This window comes from Nodularia sp. LEGE 04288, from assembly GCF_963896525.1.
Lineage (GTDB): Bacteria > Cyanobacteriota > Cyanobacteriia > Cyanobacteriales > Nostocaceae > Nodularia.
Genome location: NZ_CAWQOY010000133.1, coordinates 1 through 18154, shown reverse-complemented (window position 1 = coordinate 18154; position 18154 = coordinate 1). Strand labels below are relative to the sequence as shown.

The window sequence follows — 18154 nt, the reverse complement described above, 5'->3', positions numbered from 1 at the left end:
TATCTCTATCAGGTATTCAGCAACTTCTCGTTGGAATTTTTCACTTTTGATATCCAGCCTTGATATAAATTCAAAATTTCTGAGTAAGAAACAGTAGTTTCAAATATTAGATTAATGAGTGAAGGTGGGAAAAATTTCGGCAATATTCGGTGCATAGTTTTGGCGATATATTCTCTCAAAATAAACTCAATAAATAATCCTGTCGATGTGGGGAAAGCATAGTCTCCTAGTTCCACTAAGGCGTAACCATCTGGTTGACGGCGAATAGTAAATTGTTTAAGAGACTCAGCTAAATTATCAGAACACTCATTCAAAATATGCTCAAAAACTTTCGCATCTTCTAGTGCTGCATTACAGCCTTGACCAATTGAAGACGATACTGCATGAGCTGCATCTCCCATAATTAGCACACTATCACCTTGATGATAATAGTTACAGCGAACCGTTAAAATTCTAGCAATTGGTCTGTTGAGGAAAGCTTGTGCTTCTTCTTGCGTCATCATCTGACCAATTTCGGGAAAGTTTTTTTGAAAAAATTGTAATACATCTTGTGTACTAGAAAGACCAGCTATCTGATTGTTTTCACGGGGAAAATTCATGGCTCCACTCATCGTCCCATCGGCTTGATGTAGGGCTACCATGAGCGTACCGTCTTCTAGTCTCCAAGTGTGAATGTTGTCTGATTTGAGGTAAAGACTGGAGTTTTTGCTATTTTCTAGAAAAATTGATTTGTAGTCAGTCGGGTAATACTTTTGTTCACACTCAAAATCTTCTGTACCCAGGAAACCTTCTCTGACCGCAGAATTTGCGCCATCCGTACCAATTAACAAGTCATAATCAACACTAAAATCCTGTTCTTCTGTAACTTCTGAAGCTTCTGTAACTTCTGTCACACTTTTAAAAGTAACAGTTTTTGCCGTAAAATCTACGGAAGTGCATTGACAATCGAAGTTAATTTTCAGCCGACTTTCATCGTACTTTTTTGTTAACTCTTTTATTAGCACAATTACTAAATTAGTCCGGTCAAGAGTAACTAGAGGGTTTTTTCTCGGTGTCAATCTCGACTTACCATTTTTTTGATGAAAAAGCGTTCCAGACATCTCCACACTGACTGCTTTAACTGCTGCTTCTAAACCCTCAATTTGCCTCAAAGCACTCATTCCCCTTTCATTGAGAGATATGGGAAAGGTTCGAGATTTTGAAAAGGAGATAATTCTAGGATCGCTGCGACGCTCGTAAATGTTAATCTGGTATTTATCGCCACGACGTAAAAGATAGTGCGCCAGCAGAATTCCGCTAGGGCCAGCACCGATAATTGCTACTTTTTTGACCATAATTCTAGGTCTTATGGATGGACAAACTAGAATTTTAAATTCTAAATTAAAATATAAAAGTTTTTCATGAATCTTCAGAAGGATTTAGTCCCAATAGCAAAATATCTGAGACACCGCAACCCTATCATGTATTGAATTTAACTAAATTATCTCTATTCTCATCTCTTACTCTCTGAGCCTCTGCGTGATTTAAATTCATACTTGTAATCAGCAAAGGCTAAACTTTCAAAAACATGATCAGCTAAAATCCAAAGGCTAAATTATCCAACATATATTTACTTTTTTCCCGTCCAACCTCTAGATAAATCTCTAGCAGTTCTTCATAAGCAGTAGCACCTCCTACAATACTCCAAAACTCATTTCCGATAACTACAGCTTTATCAAAAGGTAAATAACTTTTTGCTTGCGTCCATTTATAATCAGCTTTATTTACACCATAAGGATTATACGGCATTGCATAGTAAGCTTGTACTTGAGGAAGGTTGACACCGCACAGTAAATGAAATCTCAATAAACGTTGGAGAACTTCTAAACATTGTCCTTTGTTGGGTTTAGGAGCTTTAATTTCAAAGAAAAATTCTGTCCCATCTTTTGCAAGAATATAAAGGTCTACGCGAACAATCTTTGTTTCTAAATCATCACTGCGACGAGCATTAAGTACTGCTGTAATCATCTGCTCAAAAGATGGTTTTCCTTGTTCCCTTTTTGCAGCAGATTCATAATTTTGTTTTTGCAATTCAGCTTCTGCAAAAGCTGCAATACTTACTTCAGTTTTAATATCATAACCTCGACGTACATCTTGATGATGTTCGAGAGCGATTAAGCGAGCGCATTCTTCAAAAGAATTACCTAACTTTGTACTCAAACCTCTTTCAAATTGATTTATCCGGATTAACTCTGGGGGAATAAGTGCAGCTTGAAATGGCTTTAATTCTCCATTGGATGAGTGTCTTGATAAATACTCTATTGCTGTGGTAGGCTTTAAAATTTTACGTCCTTTATATTCATCTATAAGACCTTGAATAAAACCCTCCAAATAACCTTTGATTACTGCACGAGTATTTGCATTAATAGCTGTCATATTTACAATTACACTTATAAAAATATTTTTAACAAAGCATTTGCTAAATGATAGACTACGGGAACTGAAACAGCATTTCCAAACTGATGTTTGGCTGTAGTTTCATTGTCTGCTATTTGGAAACTTTCTGGAAATCCTTGCAATCTGGCGTAATCTTGTGCAGTTAAAGGTTTATATTTATTCTGTTTATAAATTTCTTGAATAAATTTTTGCTTATACACTTCTGGTTGTTCACATTCTATAGATATAGTAGCTACATAATCTCTGGTTCCAGTTGCGGTTAAAGTTGCAATTGCATCAGCATGAGGTAGAAATATTTTAGAAATTCCGTTAATTCCTGAAGAAATTTTAGAATTTACAAATTCATAACCTTTATTTTCTACAAAGCGAAGAATTTTTTTGTCAACTAAAGTATTGATTTCTTCTATGTCTAAACTAGGAATCAAAGATTTTAAAATTTCAAAATCTAAAGGATTACCATCTTTTTCTCCATAAATTTTCTTTCTTCTATTTTTTAAAATAGTTTGGCAAATTAGCTTTTCTCTAGAATTTGTTTCAATTAATTCCCAAGAATGGATTGTAGTATGTCCATCTCTAATATCAGCAAAAGTAAAAAAATCGTTTAATTCGTCTATTTTTTGAAATCTTCCTCTAGAAGCTGGAATTTTACCATCAGTAAATAAGACTTCTGGAGAAAATTTCTTTTTAGGTAAATTACTCTGTTGAATTCCAGGAATGAGATCATAAAGCTTGAGACGTTGATTTAATGCTTGAGGAAAGGTAAAGCCCCAACAATTAGCAATGTCATTTCTAATACCCACAATAAATACTCTGTCTCTATCTTGAGGTAACCCAAAATCGTAGGAGTTTAGTACCTGATATTTAACTACATAGTCAGATGATGTTAAGTTATTAAGTATGTATTCTAAACTGGCTCTGTTCCTTGGCTCAGTTAAACCTTTGACATTTTCAAATATAAATGCTTTGGGTTTGTTAAGTTGTACAATTCTAAAAACATCAAACCATAGTTGACCTCTGGGGTCTTGTAAACCTTGCATTTTACCCGCTATAGACCAAGGCTGACAAGGAACACCACCGACTATAATATCTATTTCAAAAGGCAGTTGATGTAAATTAGTAATATCTCCTAAATAGGCTTCTTCGCCATTAATACCATGAATAAAGTTTTTTTGATAAACTTTAATAGCTTCCTTATTAATTTCTGAATATCCTAAACAATTTCCTCCTAATTCTTCTAAAGGAACTCTAAAACCACCTATACCAGAAAATAGGTCTACAAATGTAAACTTTGTTGTGCATTTTATGGTGTTGGTTGGTTGGAATAATTGAAATAACTCTAGTTGTTGTCCATAAATACCTGTTTGCATTGGCGTGGTCGAATAGAAAATTTACCAAATATATTCTAATTTTAGTATAAACCCAGTTAGCACATTCCCATCTGACATTGCCAAAGCGGTACCTTCGGTAAGCCAAGAGCATATCACCAAATCATTGCCATATTCAATTAAGCAGACATCAAGTGCTGTCTTGGTTCAGGAATTTGACGACCTAATGCTTGAGCAGTTTCAATCCATTCCTGCATAATAATTTCCACATTTTGCAGTGCTTCTTGATAAGTTTCCCCATCCGCAGCACATCCAGGTAATTCTGGAACTTCGGCGATAAAGGCTTGGTCTTCTTGACTCCAATAAAGTATGATTTCATAATGAAGCATCATTTTAACCTCCTAGCTGGTATTTGAGAATTACTGCACGAACTTGTTTAACTTGATACGCTTTGGCTTGAGAACCTTTAGGTTGAAGATTCAGAATTTCTTCTATTCCTTTTTGGGTAAAAATATGGTGACTTCCGCGAATACGTTCATCAAATCCTAAACTGCATAACAGTTGACATAGTTGAGTAAATGGAATGTTTGCATCAGATGTACCCAATAAAATTTTAGCGAGGAGTTTGTCTTGTTGGCTCACAACTTATGATATTTTACCTGAAATGCTTATATATAATAATTGCAAGCGATACCTAAGCGATCGCCTTTGGTAAGCTTGGCTAATGGACTCTTTGCAAATTTGCCAAAAGCGTAGATACTCACAGGATGATAGTCTGTGTATTGCGATCGCACTCCGCATATTTCCAAAGCGATCGCACAAGTGTTGATCTGCTAGCTTCTATCAGAACCCTAACCAACCTGCCAAAGACTCCTCTAACTGCTTGCCATGAGTAACCGCGTCAGACACAATATTTCAATTAATTAAGAAGCAATATACTAAAAATTCAGCAGACCATAGTTATACTTGTTGTACAATCGTATACATCATTAAATAAATAACAATGAATATTGCAATTATTTTGGCAGTTAGTGAGTATCAAAATACCAACTGCTTGCCAGGTTGTATTTTGGATGGTCAGCTTATAAAGAGCTTGTTGGACGAAACAGGTAAATATAACGAACTTCTTTTTATTGACCAGGGGACGGATAGCATTAAAGTCAAAGAAAAACTATCTGAATTTATTACAAATAACCAAGGTAAAGTGTTTGATGAAGTCTTCTTCTACTACACAGGACATGGAGATTTTTACAATAATGAGTTTTACTACATCTTGTCAGATTTTAATAAAACTTCTTACAGACAAACGTCTTTAGCAAATTCTGAGTTAGATAATTTTCTCAGACAGCTAAATCCAAATTTGACTATAAAAATTATAGATGCTTGCCATTCAGGTGTTACTTACATAAAAGATAATGATGTCTTTTCTAAACATCTAGATGATTCAAAACAGCGTTTTAATAATTGTTATTTCATGTTTTCCTCAATGAGTGATCAAGCATCATATCAAACTAATATAATTAGTCACTTTACGAAGAGTTTTATTGATTCAGTCTTAAAATATGACTCAATAGATATAAGATACAAGCATATCGTTGATTATATCTCCGATGATTTTGAAAAAAACGTTTTCCAAAAGCCATTATTTATTAGTCAGGCAAGCTTTACAGAAATTTTTTGTTCTGTTAATCAGAAAATAAAAACTATACTATTAAGACAGATAGATAACTTGATAGATATCAAATCTGAAACTGATGATTTGAAAGCTTTATCTTTAGTAGATATAGTTAAAAAGGATGCTAAAAGGTATTGCTCAGAGGAGGAAGCATTGGAAGTTATAAACTCAGTAAAAAACTTTGTTGAAAATTGGCAATACTCATCTGAATTAGTTGATTTGTATACGATATCTTCTAAGTTTGAGAGTGACTATAAATCTATTTCTCAATATAGTGATTCTATTGGAAAATGGCTGAAAGACAACAATAATAACTATTTTTCAAAAATTACGTATCGACGTGAATTAATTAAAAGTGTTACAACATCGGTTGCCCAAGCCCTAGCTAGTCTTTCTGCCTTTTATGGAGATGAAAATTATAAAACTGTAATATCTGGATTTGAACTAACTGTAGATGTTCCATTTAAGCTGATTAATATTGGTGCTTACCCAAGATACCCAAACCTGGATTATTCTGATTGTAAAATTGCTTTTGTTTTTTCTCAAGTTAGTGTTAGATTTTTCTATTTTTACTCAACTTTCAAGTTAGAAAATTGGCAAAACTATTCTTATGATTCTAGTTCTAAGTGGCAAACAATTGAAGTGGAAATAAAAAGCTTTGATAAAGTAGAAAATACCTTATCTAACATTTTAAATAAATTTGATTCTTTTGTACTAGATCCATTGAGAGCTAAATATATTTTAACTATAGACAGCAAAACAACTTAAAACGATTCATCTGTTAAACTTCAACTATCACCCCATTATGATTCTCAAAGTATGGCCTTACCGACAACCTCACGCTAACTTAGCCTTTTAACACCAACAGACGAACTTTATCTTTGTTAGTGTTATCCTGAATTTTCCGCACAACATCTCCTAACTAACGGCATATTCTGTAAATTGCCTCATGAAAGGAGACTGAAAACCTAAGACAATATCTTCCTTGGGAACCCCAGCCGCTACCAAATTAGCACCAATGTCATCCTCTGTACCATTCCACTGAAGCCAGATTTTGCCACCTTTAATATCAATATGAATGATACAACTATGTACCCAATTTTCTCCTTCCCAGCCGACATGAACTATTTGATAATGGTCACGTTCGGTATCAAAAATTCTCTCTACTTCTATATTTCCGTAAGCTGGCCTTTGCTCACTATATTCCTGTAATATTTGTTGTACAAGCTGACGATATCGAGTTAATTTATCCATTGGAAAATCACCTCTTTCTCTACATCATAAACAAGCATTTTGACCTGATTTTCTGACACCATATCTTTAGGAAAATCGAGTTGAAAGAATGTTTTGTAAGTTGTTAAAGGTACTGCTAAATATAAAACACGATCCGGTTGTAACCTTCTCAATGCACCTCGATAATTAATAAACTGTCCTAATGCTGTATGAAATTCTGAAATAGCAGACGACTGTTGTAAAAAACTTTTTACTTCTACTGCAATTTTTTGTCCTTCCCGTTCTGCGGCAATCAGCTTTTCTGCACCTAAGTCAATAGAAAGACTAACTCCTCCCACACTAATTGTCAGTGGGTCATTTGTAATTTGCCAACCGTCTTTATATAAAGCTGTTTTAACAACTTGATGAAAAACATCTTTAGCAGGCATACATATTTATAATTATATTGCTTATTTTGATTTACTACATTGTTTATAACCGTCAAAGTTCATTTTTTTAACGAACCGCAAAGGACACAAAGGACGCAAAGTTCAGAAAGATAAGGAGGAAATGCTTAATTGAACTGCATTCTTGATAATCTGTAAAAACGGGTAAAAAAATAGAGGCGTTCTCTAGAACGCCTCTACATCGAAGGTTATTCTATTCCTTCAATCCGGTCTTCGACTTCTTGGTACAACTCGCGCAGACGATCTAAATTATCATCGCTAGTCTCCCAATAACCACGACCATTCATTTCCAACAAAGTGGAAACAATCTTGCGGAAAGAATGGGGGTTGAGATTCATCAACCGTTTCTGCATTTCTTCATCTTTGATGAAGGTTTCGTTGGTATCTTCATAAATCCAGTTATCCACAGCGCCGGCTGTCGCACTCCAACCAGTGGTATTTACCAACCGCTTGGAAAGTTCACGTACACCTTCGTAACCGTGAGATAACATCCCTTCGTACCATTTGGGATTTAACAACTTGGTACGCGCATCTAAACGCACGGTTTCCGTTAACGATCGCACTTGTGCATTGGCTGTGGTGGTGTCTGCAATGTATGATGCTGGTGTCTTACCATCTTTACGCAGACTTGCTACTAACTTAGTAGGATCTGAGTCGAAGTAGTGGGAAACGTCCGTCAAGCTAATCTCCGAAGAGTCCAGATTTTGGAATGTAGCATCAGCAGTTTTCAAAGAAGTTTCAAACATCTGCCGTGACTCATCCATCACACCGGGGTTATCGGAATTAAAGGAGAATGATTTCCGTCTCAGGTACATCTCCTGCAACTCGGCTTCACTATCCCAAGTGCTGTTTTCTACCGCCAAGTTGATATTTGACGAGTAAGAACCAGAAGCATTGGAGAAAACGCGAGTCGCTGCTTGACGCAGATTAATTCCCATTTCCTCAGCTTGTTTCAAAGCGTGTTGGCGAACAAAGTTCATCTCTAAGGGTTCATCAGCCTCAGCAGCCATTTTCACGCCTTGGTCTAGCAGGTTCATCTGGTTAATGAACAAGTCGCGGAATACACCAGAACAGTTGATGACTACATCAATTCTGGGTCGTCCCAACTCTTCCAAAGATATTAACTCTAACTTGTTCACCCGTCCCAAAGCATCGGGAACCGGACGCACACCAATCATCCACATGATTTGGGCTAGGGATTCACCGTAAGTTTTGATGTTATCGGTTCCCCAGAGGACACAGGCAATGGTTTCTGGCCATTTACCCTCATTTTCTGCCTTGTTGCGTGCCAAAAGCCGATCTACAACAATTTTGGCTGATTGGATAGCGGCGGCTGTGGGGATTGATTGGGGGTCGAGGGCATGGATATTCTTACCTGTAGGTAGTACATCTGGGTTGCGGATGGGATCTCCACCAGGGCCAGGTAGAACATACTCGCCTTCTAAGCCTTGGAGTAATGCGCCGAGTTCGTTATCTGCACAAACTTGTTTCAGGCAGAATTCCAAATACTCAAACACTGGTTTTAAGGCTTCTGGGTCAACTTTGGGATAGCCGGCTTTATGTAAAGCTTCTACCCAAGGTTCTTTTTTACCCATGTTGAAGAAGTTCAACCGGGAAACCAAAGAAACTCTGCCTTCTGCGTCGGTTTGCGCTTTTACCAGTGCGGCTACTGCTTCACGGGTGGCTAAGGTGATGTCTTGTAATAACTGGACATCTTCTAAATTGCCGAGGTCGCTGTTTTTGTAAATGTCGTCTATGTCACGCCCGATGCTGCTGGCAATGATTCGGGGTAAGCTGAGAATTTCTTCTTCTTGACGATCTAAACTACCAATGTTAACTAGGGTAGCTACTGCTTCTTCCGCACTTGGTGGTTTACCAATTACGTGCAACCCACAAGGTAACAACCTCGATTCAATTTCCATTAACTTCCGGTAAACGCTACCAACGATATGATCTCGCTCATCGGCGGTCATGTCTCTAGCATCGGTTTCTGGTAAGTTAATATCTTTATCCAGGTTGACGATCCGGCATTTATCCATGATCGTGTTGACAATGGGAATGCCGCGCCCACTATCTTTTAAGGTTTGGTATGAAGCTATTAATTCGCTGAGTTCTTTCAAACCTTTATATAACCCGGCGTTTTCTGCGGGTGGTGTCAGGTAGGAAATTGTTTCAGCGTAACTGCGGCGTTTGGCAATGGTCGCTTCACTGGGGTTGTTGGCTGCGTAGTAATACAGGTTGGGAATTGAGCCAATTAGGTTATCTGGGTAACAGTCTCCAGACATCCCCATCTGCTTACCTGGCATGAATTCCAAGGAACCATGTGTACCAAAGTGCAGTACTGCATCCGCGCCCCAAATTTGCTCTAGGTAGGTGTAGTACGCTGCAAAGCCGTGGTGAGGACTGGCTGAACGGGAGAACAATAGCCGCATCGGGTCGCCTTCGTAACCAAATGTGGGCTGTACGCCGATGAAGACGTTACCAAATTGTTTGCCGTAAATCAGCAGGTTCTGCCCATCGCTGTTGAGGTTTCCTGGAGGTGGTCCCCAGTTTTCTTCTAGGCGTTGGGAGTATGGGGTGAGTGCTTCGTACTCTGGGACTGACATCTTGTAGGCGATGTTCAGTTCTGGGCTGGAATACTGTGCTTGGGCATCGTGGATGACTTGTTCCATTAATGCTTGGGCGCTTTCGGGAACGTCTTGCACGTCGTAGCCGTTGTTTCTTAGCCCTTTTAATACTTCAAATATGGAACCGAATACATCTAAGTAAGCTGCGGTTCCGACGTTGCCTTTATCTGGGGGGAAGCTGAAAACGGTGATGGCAACTTTTTTGTCGAGTTTGGGCTTGCGGCGCAGGTTAGCCCATTTTAAGGCTCTTTGCGCTATGGCTTCTACTCGATCTTGCAGTGCGTGTGCTTTTCCTGTAGCCCCATCTCTACCTGATAAAATTATCGGCTCAATGGCTCCATCTAATTCAGGAATAGCAATTTGCAAAGCTACTTGAATGGGATGTAAACCCAAGTCGCTATCCATCCACTCTTCTGTGGTTTGGAAGACTAAGGGCAACGCTACCATATAAGGACGATTCAGGCGTTTGAGTGATTCAATGGCTTTGGGATGGTCTTGTCTAGCTGGACCACCAACTAAGGCAAAACCAGTCAAGGAAATCACCGCGTCGATGAGCGTTGTGTTGGTAGTTGGTTCATAGAAGTAAGCATCCACGGGTTTGGAAAAATCCAATCCCCCAGCAAATACAGGAATTACTTTGGCTCCCAGTGATTCCAATTCCTGGACGATCGCTACATAATGGGCATCATCACCTGTAACTAGGTGCGTGCGTTGTAATACTAAACCCACACAAGGAGCTAAGGGATCTTTTAAATCGCTAGAAATATCCTTGCGGGCGCTGTACCAATTAAGGTATTCTCTTATATCCTCAAACATGGTGGTCGCCAAAGGATGCCAAATTCCCATATCGGGATAGACAACTGGCGCTTCGTATGTGGGAGATGGAAAATTTTGCTTGTCTACATCTTTTAATACATATTTATCAGCTAGCATCAGCAAGAAGTTTTCCAGGTTTTCTGGTGAACCTCCGAGCCAATACTGAAAACTGAGCATGAAATTTCGTGCGTCCTGTGCCTTTTCCATTGGCAAGAACTTTAATACTTGGGGCAAGGTTCGCAGCAGTTTGAGCATTCCATCTTGGAATCCTGCTCCAGATTTTTCCTTGCGTTTCCGCATAAATTGAGCGATGACACTCTTCGATTGTCCCAATTGTGCCAAGGAAAAAGTCCCCATTTTATTGAGGCGCATGACTTCGGGCATGGATGGGAAAACAACCGAAACATCTAGGTGATGGCGGTGTGGTTCTACGGCTGTAACTACTTTTTGTGCTAAGTCTTCTATGAAAATAAGTGAGGCGATAAAGATATTAGCAGTCTCCATTTCCCGTTTGAACTCTTCATAGTTCTCTGGGTCTCGGAGTTCCTCGATCAAGTACCCACTGATTTCAATCGCCAGATTGGGATTGTTCGAGTTTATCGTGCTAACAGCTTGCGACAATGCACTTTGATATTGGGACTCAAGCACGACATAGACCACCTTGATTAAATTACGTCCGCGTAAGTTATCAGGCGCAATATGTCTAATGGTGGACTTGACGTGTGTGAACATGAAGATTAGCTCCTTTGATGTTCTCTAAACTGAAGTTCTCTGCGACATCTGCCGCCAGAGTTACTTCTTTGTGATCGGCAATATTAATTTTTTATCAGAAAAACTTTACCATATGTGCATTTCGTGGTCTAGATGACACAAATCGATATAAAAAAATAAATATTTCTTTGTAAATATTGACAAATTAGAAAAGTGGTTACTCACATTTGTGTAACAATTTCGTAATATTTTGGGAGTAGGGAGTGGGGAAGATGGGAATATGACTAATAACACCCCACCCCTAGCCCCTCCCCGCAAGCGAGGAGGGGAACTGGATTTACAGTTCAATTCTGTTTTTAGGACTGGAAACTCTCTTTGGCTCAGGATGTGTGTACAAGGTAGCCTTATAGGAGACAGGAATGGAAGCGAGGTTTTCCACATAGCGCGAAAAGTCAGATAACTAATGACCAATGACTAATGACTAAACCAGTTGATATTGTGATTCTCTCGAATGGACCCGGTGAGGTGACTACTTGGGTGCGTCCTGTTGTTAAGGCTTTGCGGCAAGAACTGGGGGATGATCCTGCTGTGGTGAGGATTTCTGTGGTTTTGTCTCCTTGTCCAAATGCTAGTGGTAAGGAAGCGGCGATCGCTCTTTCCTATCCAGAAGTAGACAGAGTACAATCAGCAGAGCATTTTTGGCAGTTTTTGCTGTGGGGAAAGACCTTTGAGAATTGGGAATGGCGCGATCGCGGTGTGGTAGTTTTCTTAGGTGGTGATCAAATTTTTCCCGTATTCATTGGCAAAAAACTGGGATATCGCACAGTGGTTTACGCTGAATGGGATGCACGTTGGCATAACTGGATTGACCGTTTTGGCGTAATGCAGTCCAAAGTTGCTGAAAAAGTTTCCCCAAAATATGCTCACAAATTTACAGTTGTGGGAGATTTGATGCTGGAGGCGCAGAAACTTGAACAAGTCATAACTCCTCATTCCTCACACAGCACTGAAATAATTGGTTTACTTCCGGGGTCGAAAGCCGCAAAATTATCCCAAGGAGTACCATTATCCTTAGCGATCGCTGAATATATTCACGCAAAAAGACCCCAAACCAGATTTGTGATTCCCGTTGCGCCGACATTGGATTTACAAACTTTAGCGAGTTTTGCTGATACACAGAAAAACCCTTTTGTCAAGGTATTTGGCGATGTATCTGCTACTTTAGTTGAATCTGAGCATCCCGTGCTGAAAACTGAAACGGGTTTGTGTTTGGAATTGTGCAGAGAACATCCCGCCCATGAATTATTATCCCAATGTACTATCTGTTTAACCACCGTAGGCGCAAACACAGCTGAACTCGGTGCTTTGGCTGTGCCGATGATTGTGATGATACCGACACAACAACTTGATGCGATGCGTTCTTGGGATGGTTTACCGGGATTGTTAGCTAATTTACCTGGGGTAGGTTCTACTTTTGCAAAAGTAATTAACTCGCTGGTGTTGAGTCGCAAAGGTTTATTAGCATGGCCGAATATCTGGGCGAAGGAGGAGATTGTACCAGAACTGGTGGGCAAACTTCAGCCGCAAGAGGTGGCAGAAATAGTTTTGGACTTTTTGGATCATCCAGAAAAATTAGCAGCAATTAGGGCGAAATTACGCAGTGTTAGGGGAGAAAGCGGTGCAGCCCAAAAGTTAGCAGGTTTAGTGCGTGATATTTTGTAAATTAGCCTTGGCGACTAGAAGTCGCGGCTACACAGACGAAACCCACCTACGTTGGTTTAATTAATCGGGAAAACTGGCGTTCTGTCGTCCCAGTTCATAAATACCAGAAATAATACAAGCCATGATACCGACGCTGATTCCCCAACTGCGTCCTAAGCTAATTTCTATCAGCCAGTTGGATAAAGCGCCAATGAGCAGAAAAGGGACGATGCTAAATAGTGAGGCGTAAAAAGCGTTTTGGGATTCTCTGGCTTCCCGTGTCTTTTCAAATTCGGTTTGGCTGGTGTAAAGCGATCGCTCGGCAAAATTAAACCACCGATTCAGCTGCTCAATAATTTTTTCACGCAGTGACGAAAAAGCGAAGTATAGCGCCAATGACCACACACTCGCACCAGCGATCGCTACTGTGTTGATCTCAAAACGGAAAGGAAAAATTTCAGTGATCATAGCTTGGGGATGTTCTGCAAATGGCCAAGTTAACTTTGACATCCTCCCCGCCGTAAACGGTCGGGGATTCCTAAGACTCACGACTTAGGTTTCTGTTTCTTTCCACTTCGACTACGCTTAGTGGTTTTTCGCAACTGCCCTTTAGACTCAAGCCTATCAGGTCTTATGTTCGCTCCACAGACTGAAACTGCGAGTCCCGCAGCCAAAATATTTTTACTAGCGTTGATGTCTCTATCGTGGTGTGTCCCACAGTTGGGGCAATCCCACTCTCTGATATTCAGAGGCAGTTGATCAACAATGTGTCCGCAGTGACCACAGCGTTTTGAACTGGGAAACCATCGGTCAATCTTGACGAAGTTACGACCATACCAATCGCACTTGTATTCTAGTTGTCTAACTAGCTCACCCCAACTAGCATCACTAATTGAAAGAGCGAGTTTTTTGTTTTTGACCATATTCTTCACAGACAAATCTTCGACTGCAATCAATTGGTTTTCTCGAACCAGTCGGGTTGTCAATTTGTGAAGAAAATCATGACGAGCATCACTAATTTCTGCATGAACTTTAGCGACTTTTAGTCTTGCCTTGTGGCGATTCTTAGATCCTTTTTGCTTGCGGCTAAGAGCTTTCTGAGCTTTGTGCAATTTACGACGTTTAGTTTTAAACGCTTTAGGATTAGCGATTTTTTCACCATTACTCAAAGCGATCAAGCTGGTAATTCCCAAGTCCAAGCCAATTTGATTACCCGACTTAGGTAATGCCTCGATTGCAACATCCACCAACATTGAAACAGTCCACCGTCCAGAAGGCGAGAGCTTGACTGTAATTGTTGATGGTTCTGCACTTTCAGGAAGTTGCCGACTCCATCGGATTTCTATTGGTTGAGCGCATTTGGCTAAAAATATTTTGCCATCTTTCCACCTGAAAGCAGCTTTAGTAAATTCAGCATTACCACCATGATGCTTTTTCTTAAAGTTTGGATATTTTGCCCGTCCTGCAAAAAAATTAGTAAAGGCAGTTTGTAGATGTCGCAAACCTTGCTGTAATGGCACACTGCTAACTTCATTCAAAAACTGCAAGTCTTCAAGATTTTTCCAACTAGTCAGCATTGTTGAAGTTTCGGAGTATCCGACTCGCTCGCTTCGTTCATACCATGCTTGTGTCCTTGCAGCAAGAGCGCGGTTGTAAACTAATCGAGCGCAACCCATCGTTTTTCTGAGCAAGGTTTCTTGCTCAGAAGTTGGATAGAATCGGTACTTGAATGCTTTTTGTGTCATTCTTACATTATATCAGATATTCTGTAAGAAATCTGAATTAATCAAAGCCGATGCTCAAAGCACAGGGTTTTAAACCCAATTTTCTGATAAATTAACCTTTTAAGCATTTTAAGCATAAACGCTTACAGAATTTTCTTGTCTTGCTAACTCTCTCGGTAATAAAAATACATCACCTCACCCCCAACTCCTCTTCTTGTTAAGGAGAGGGGAGAGTTAGACGCAAGTCATAGAGGGGGTTTTGTAGAATTAGCTGCGGGGATTTAGGGGATATGAGGGGCGTGCCACTGCAATCATTTATGACTATAAGAGAATTATAATTTTGGTGATTAGTCCCTGTGGCTAGGGATAAATCAATCAGGCGATCGCTGTACGGAACTATAAGATGTCACGGCGATCGCTTCTCTATCATTGACTATTCTTTGCGGTTGCTTGGTGCTGGTGTTTTACTGAACAGAAACCACCATAGTTCTAGTCCAATTAACGCTAAACCACCCACAGTCACACCAACTTTCAATCCTAACGGTTGGTCGATGGCTTGAAATTGGCTAGTTTCACCGGATGAATGGGTGGGGATTGCGGCTGATGCGGTTCCCATAGACAACCCGAAAGCGGTAAGGCAAGCCCAAAGCAGATTTTTGCTGAACATTGGTTAAATTATTCTACAATTCAAGATATGACTTTTGGTTGAAATTTACGCAATCTCAGGGCATTTGTCACCACAGAGATGGAAGATAAAGCCATTGCAGCACCGGCGAGAATAGGATTTAGCAACCAGCCAAACAAAGGAAACAGAATTCCCGCAGCTACAGGAATGCCGATGACGTTGTAGATAAAGGCAAAGAACAGGTTTTGGCGGATATTGCGAATGGTCGCCCGGCTGAGTTGAATGGCTGTGACGATTCCTTGTAAGTCTCCTGAAATCAGAGTAATATCACTAGCTGCGATCGCCACATCTGTTCCAGTTCCAATGGCAATACCCACATCTGCTTGCGCTAGTGCAGGTGCATCATTAATACCATCACCCACCATCGCCACAATTTTAGCTTGACCCTTTTCGCCTTGCAGAGATTGAATCATGGCAACTTTTTGGTCTGGGCGCACCTCTGCAAACACTCGCTGGATGCCAACTTGTTGCGCGATCGCTTCCGCAGTTTTGCGATTATCTCCAGTCAACATTACTACTTCTAAACCTAGTTTTTGCAGTATTTTTACTGCGGCGCTAGATGAAGGCTTCAGAGCATCGGCAATGCCCATCACACCTTGAATTTCTCCATCTACGGCAATTAAAATCACTGTTTTAGCCGCAGTTTCCCAGACATCTTTATACTGCTGGAGAGTATCAGTATTAATTCCCAATTCTGACATCCAGCGTTGTGTCCCGATTTGCACAAACCTGTCTGAAACCACAGCTTGCACACCACTACCGGCGATCGCTGTAAAGTTATTCGCCTCAGTTAAACTCACCTCTTGGGATTGGGCATATTTTACCACCGCCTCAGCCAAGGGATGCTCAGAATTGCGTTCCACAGCAGCCGCCAACTGTAAAAGCTGGAGTTCATTATGATTAGCCGTACCGTTGACAGCGACAAAATCTGTAACCGTGGGTTTTCCTTCAGTTAAAGTCCCAGTTTTATCGAGAACAATGGTTTGAATTTTGTGTGCGAGTTCTAAGCTTTGGGCATCCTTAATTAAAATACCATTTTCCGCCCCTTTCCCAGTCCCAACCATAATTGAAGTGGGAGTAGCTAGACCCAAAGCACAGGGACAGGCGATAATCAATACACCCACCGTTGTCATGATTGCCAGGGTAAAGTTACCCATGAAATTAAACCAAATCACAAAAGTGGCGATCGCGATCGCAATCACAACAGGTACAAACCATCCAGTAACCTGATCAGCCAATCGTTGAATAGGTGCTTTAGAACCTTGGGCTTGCTGCACAAGTTTGACGATTTGCGACAAAAACGTATCATTCCCGACTCGTGTCGCCCGAAACTGAAAACTACCAGTTTTGTTAATCGTCGCCCCAATCACCTCATCCCCTGGATGCTTCTGCACAGGTAAACTTTCACCCGTAACCATCGCCTCATCCACCGTAGAAGCACCCGTAATCACCTCACCATCTACCGGAATCTTTTCCCCAGGGCGCACCAAAATCACATCATTGATTGCAACTTCCGTAATGGGAATATCCATTTCCACACCATTACGGATAACCTTGGCATTTTTGGGTTGTAATCCAATCAGTTTATGAATAGCTTCAGAAGTCTTTCCCCTAGCGCGATGTTCTAACAACCGCCCCAGCAAAATTAAAGCAATTACAGTCACCGAAACCTCATAGTATACATGAGGCATCAAGCCCTGAGCCATAAAAAATCCAGGAAAGAGAGTCACAAACACAGAATATAGAAATGCTGCACCTGTACCCACAGCTATCAGAGTATCCATCGTTGCTGTACGGTGTTTCAGCGCTTTCCAGCCATTCACATAAAAACTCCAGCCACACCAAAACTGTACAGGCGTAGTTAACAGTAACTGCACCCAATAATTATGCAGAAATGCTGGAATAAACGGCACATTTAGCCCCGTCATCATGGGTATGGAACCGACAAACATGATCATCCCGATAACACCCCCCACAATTACCTTGTGGGTAATTTCCCGGTCTTCGGCTAACTTAATGGCTTTCTCCGCCTCATCTTCTCCAGCCAGAATGTCTTTTTGAGGTAAAGAAGAAGAGTATCCCGCAGCATCGATAGCAGCTTGGATTGTCTTTAAATCAGTGCGCTTTTGGTCATAATTGATCGTAGTCTGTTCAGCACCAAAGTTAACGTTACAATCAATCACCCCAGGAACCAAGCGAATTGCTTGATCGATATTGTTCGCACAGGAGGCGCAACTCATACCTCGGAGTTTGAGTGTGAGAGTATCCATGCTAAGTAAACCACTTTAACTGATTTAGGGTGTGCAGCAGAAGTTACATTGAACAGCTGCAACACATCTAGTTTGCATAATCAAACTCTTGTGGGGTAGGCATTTTGCCCGCCCACGTTATGCAAATTCAATGTGGAACAGCTGATCAGATTTAAGCCGCTGGATAGCCAGCAGCAGCTAACGCATCCTTAATTGCTGTTTCTGAAGCTTGAGTGTCTACGTTCACAAATTTGGTTTGTGGATCAGCCTGAATCGTAGCATTGGCATCAACTGTTTTAACTGCATTGGTAATATTGGTTGCACAAGCAGAACAAGCCATATTGGGAACTGTCAGTTTGAGTGTCATAGATTTACGTTATCGAATAAAAGAACTATCAAGGTTTGAGTCGATGGGGAGTATTATCTCCCGCACCTCTCATTTAGATCCGTGCGTGCAACTTTCACTGCACACGGCTCCCGATGTTCTTAGCTTGCGCTTTTGCTCATGTGCTTGTAATCGTGGCAA

The 18154-nt window shown here is 40.6% G+C and carries 16 protein-coding genes; 2 read left to right on the top strand and 14 right to left on the bottom strand.

The window, feature by feature from the left end:
- Window positions 1-8: 8 nt before the first annotated feature.
- The 6 genes from AACX33_RS18345 to AACX33_RS18320 all read right to left on the bottom strand — a co-directional run bounded on the left by AACX33_RS18345 (window position 9) and on the right by AACX33_RS18320 (window position 4570).
- Window positions 9-1334: an FAD-dependent oxidoreductase gene (locus AACX33_RS18345; protein ID WP_194003225.1), complete on the bottom strand. Its 1326-nt coding sequence runs from the start codon at window positions 1332-1334 to the stop codon at window positions 9-11.
- A 241-nt stretch (window positions 1335-1575) separates the two neighbouring features.
- Window positions 1576-2415 (bottom strand): TdeIII family type II restriction endonuclease, encoded by an 840-nt coding sequence (locus AACX33_RS18340; protein WP_194003227.1) that lies wholly within the window; start codon window positions 2413-2415, stop codon window positions 1576-1578.
- Between the two features lie 14 nt (window positions 2416-2429).
- Window positions 2430-3803 carry a DNA cytosine methyltransferase gene (locus AACX33_RS18335; RefSeq protein ID WP_194003229.1) on the bottom strand — a complete coding sequence of 458 codons (1374 nt, stop codon included), beginning with the start codon at window positions 3801-3803 and terminating at the stop codon, window positions 2430-2432.
- A gap of 137 nt (window positions 3804-3940) precedes the next feature.
- Window positions 3941-4153: a type II toxin-antitoxin system HicB family antitoxin gene (locus AACX33_RS18330; protein WP_194003231.1), complete on the bottom strand. Its 213-nt coding sequence runs from the start codon at window positions 4151-4153 to the stop codon at window positions 3941-3943.
- Between the two features lies 1 nt (window position 4154).
- A complete protein-coding gene (locus tag AACX33_RS18325; protein ID WP_194003233.1) occupies window positions 4155-4403 on the bottom strand; it encodes a type II toxin-antitoxin system HicA family toxin in 249 nt (82 codons plus the stop codon).
- A gap of 26 nt (window positions 4404-4429) precedes the next feature.
- Window positions 4430-4570, bottom strand: coding sequence for a hypothetical protein (locus AACX33_RS18320; RefSeq protein ID WP_194003235.1), 141 nt, complete (start codon window positions 4568-4570; stop codon window positions 4430-4432).
- A gap of 194 nt (window positions 4571-4764) precedes the next feature.
- Between AACX33_RS18320 and AACX33_RS18315 the strand changes: the two genes are divergently transcribed.
- A complete protein-coding gene (locus tag AACX33_RS18315; RefSeq protein ID WP_194003237.1) occupies window positions 4765-6204 on the top strand; it encodes a caspase family protein in 1440 nt (479 codons plus the stop codon).
- Window positions 6205-6354: 150 nt separating this feature from the next.
- Here the strand turns inward: AACX33_RS18315 and AACX33_RS18310 are convergent, their stop codons facing one another.
- The 3 genes from AACX33_RS18310 to AACX33_RS18300 all read right to left on the bottom strand — a co-directional run bounded on the left by AACX33_RS18310 (window position 6355) and on the right by AACX33_RS18300 (window position 11290).
- Window positions 6355-6690, bottom strand: coding sequence for a XisI protein (locus AACX33_RS18310; RefSeq protein WP_194003239.1), 336 nt, complete (start codon window positions 6688-6690; stop codon window positions 6355-6357).
- On the bottom strand, window positions 6678-7097 hold the full coding sequence (locus AACX33_RS18305; RefSeq protein WP_194003241.1) for a XisH family protein: 420 nt from the start codon (window positions 7095-7097) through the stop codon (window positions 6678-6680). Before AACX33_RS18305 ends, AACX33_RS18310 begins: the two co-directional genes overlap by 13 nt.
- Before the next feature lie 206 nt (window positions 7098-7303).
- The gene (locus AACX33_RS18300) at window positions 7304-11290 is read right to left on the bottom strand and encodes a magnesium chelatase subunit H (protein ID WP_194003243.1); all 3987 of its coding nucleotides are present in this window, start codon (window positions 11288-11290) and stop codon (window positions 7304-7306) included.
- Window positions 11291-11746: 456 nt separating this feature from the next.
- On the opposite strand from AACX33_RS18300, the gene AACX33_RS18295 reads away from it, so the two are divergent.
- Window positions 11747-12991: a lipid-A-disaccharide synthase gene (locus AACX33_RS18295; protein WP_194003245.1), complete on the top strand. Its 1245-nt coding sequence runs from the start codon at window positions 11747-11749 to the stop codon at window positions 12989-12991.
- Window positions 12992-13051: 60 nt separating this feature from the next.
- On the opposite strand, the gene AACX33_RS18290 is transcribed toward AACX33_RS18295, so the two are convergent.
- The 5 genes from AACX33_RS18290 to AACX33_RS18270 all read right to left on the bottom strand — a co-directional run bounded on the left by AACX33_RS18290 (window position 13052) and on the right by AACX33_RS18270 (window position 17995).
- Window positions 13052-13438: a hypothetical protein gene (locus AACX33_RS18290; RefSeq protein WP_194003266.1), complete on the bottom strand. Its 387-nt coding sequence runs from the start codon at window positions 13436-13438 to the stop codon at window positions 13052-13054.
- 77 nt (window positions 13439-13515) lie between these two features.
- Window positions 13516-14715 (bottom strand): RNA-guided endonuclease InsQ/TnpB family protein, encoded by a 1200-nt coding sequence (locus AACX33_RS18285; RefSeq protein ID WP_194003247.1) that lies wholly within the window; start codon window positions 14713-14715, stop codon window positions 13516-13518.
- 412 nt (window positions 14716-15127) lie between these two features.
- Window positions 15128-15361: a hypothetical protein gene (locus AACX33_RS18280; protein WP_194003249.1), complete on the bottom strand. Its 234-nt coding sequence runs from the start codon at window positions 15359-15361 to the stop codon at window positions 15128-15130.
- 20 nt (window positions 15362-15381) lie between these two features.
- Entirely contained in the window at window positions 15382-17649 is a 2268-nt protein-coding gene (locus AACX33_RS18275) for a heavy metal translocating P-type ATPase (protein WP_194003251.1), read from the bottom strand.
- 151 nt (window positions 17650-17800) lie between these two features.
- Complete coding sequence (locus tag AACX33_RS18270; protein WP_194003253.1) at window positions 17801-17995, bottom strand: heavy-metal-associated domain-containing protein; 195 nt, start codon at window positions 17993-17995, stop codon at window positions 17801-17803.
- Window positions 17996-18154: the final 159 nt, after the last annotated feature.

What these genes read in the sequence shown, in the direction of transcription:
- AACX33_RS18345 (WP_194003225.1), bottom strand. Translation starts at nt 1,334, where the DNA reads ATGGTCAAAAAAGTAGCAATTATCGGTGCTGGCCCTAGCGGAATTCTG.
- AACX33_RS18290 (WP_194003266.1), bottom strand. Translation starts at nt 13,438, where the DNA reads ATGATCACTGAAATTTTTCCTTTCCGTTTTGAGATCAACACAGTAGCG.
- AACX33_RS18310 (WP_194003239.1), bottom strand. Translation starts at nt 6,690, where the DNA reads ATGGATAAATTAACTCGATATCGTCAGCTTGTACAACAAATATTACAG.
- AACX33_RS18335 (WP_194003229.1), bottom strand. Translation starts at nt 3,803, where the DNA reads ATGCAAACAGGTATTTATGGACAACAACTAGAGTTATTTCAATTATTC.
- AACX33_RS18330 (WP_194003231.1), bottom strand. Translation starts at nt 4,153, where the DNA reads ATGATGCTTCATTATGAAATCATACTTTATTGGAGTCAAGAAGACCAA.
- AACX33_RS18280 (WP_194003249.1), bottom strand. Translation starts at nt 15,361, where the DNA reads ATGTTCAGCAAAAATCTGCTTTGGGCTTGCCTTACCGCTTTCGGGTTG.
- AACX33_RS18275 (WP_194003251.1), bottom strand. Translation starts at nt 17,649, where the DNA reads ATGGATACTCTCACACTCAAACTCCGAGGTATGAGTTGCGCCTCCTGT.
- AACX33_RS18295 (WP_194003245.1), top strand. Translation starts at nt 11,747, where the DNA reads ATGACTAAACCAGTTGATATTGTGATTCTCTCGAATGGACCCGGTGAG.
- AACX33_RS18285 (WP_194003247.1), bottom strand. Translation starts at nt 14,715, where the DNA reads ATGACACAAAAAGCATTCAAGTACCGATTCTATCCAACTTCTGAGCAA.
- AACX33_RS18300 (WP_194003243.1), bottom strand. Translation starts at nt 11,290, where the DNA reads ATGTTCACACACGTCAAGTCCACCATTAGACATATTGCGCCTGATAAC.
- AACX33_RS18305 (WP_194003241.1), bottom strand. Translation starts at nt 7,097, where the DNA reads ATGCCTGCTAAAGATGTTTTTCATCAAGTTGTTAAAACAGCTTTATAT.
- AACX33_RS18340 (WP_194003227.1), bottom strand. Translation starts at nt 2,415, where the DNA reads ATGACAGCTATTAATGCAAATACTCGTGCAGTAATCAAAGGTTATTTG.
- AACX33_RS18315 (WP_194003237.1), top strand. Translation starts at nt 4,765, where the DNA reads ATGAATATTGCAATTATTTTGGCAGTTAGTGAGTATCAAAATACCAAC.
- AACX33_RS18270 (WP_194003253.1), bottom strand. Translation starts at nt 17,995, where the DNA reads ATGACACTCAAACTGACAGTTCCCAATATGGCTTGTTCTGCTTGTGCA.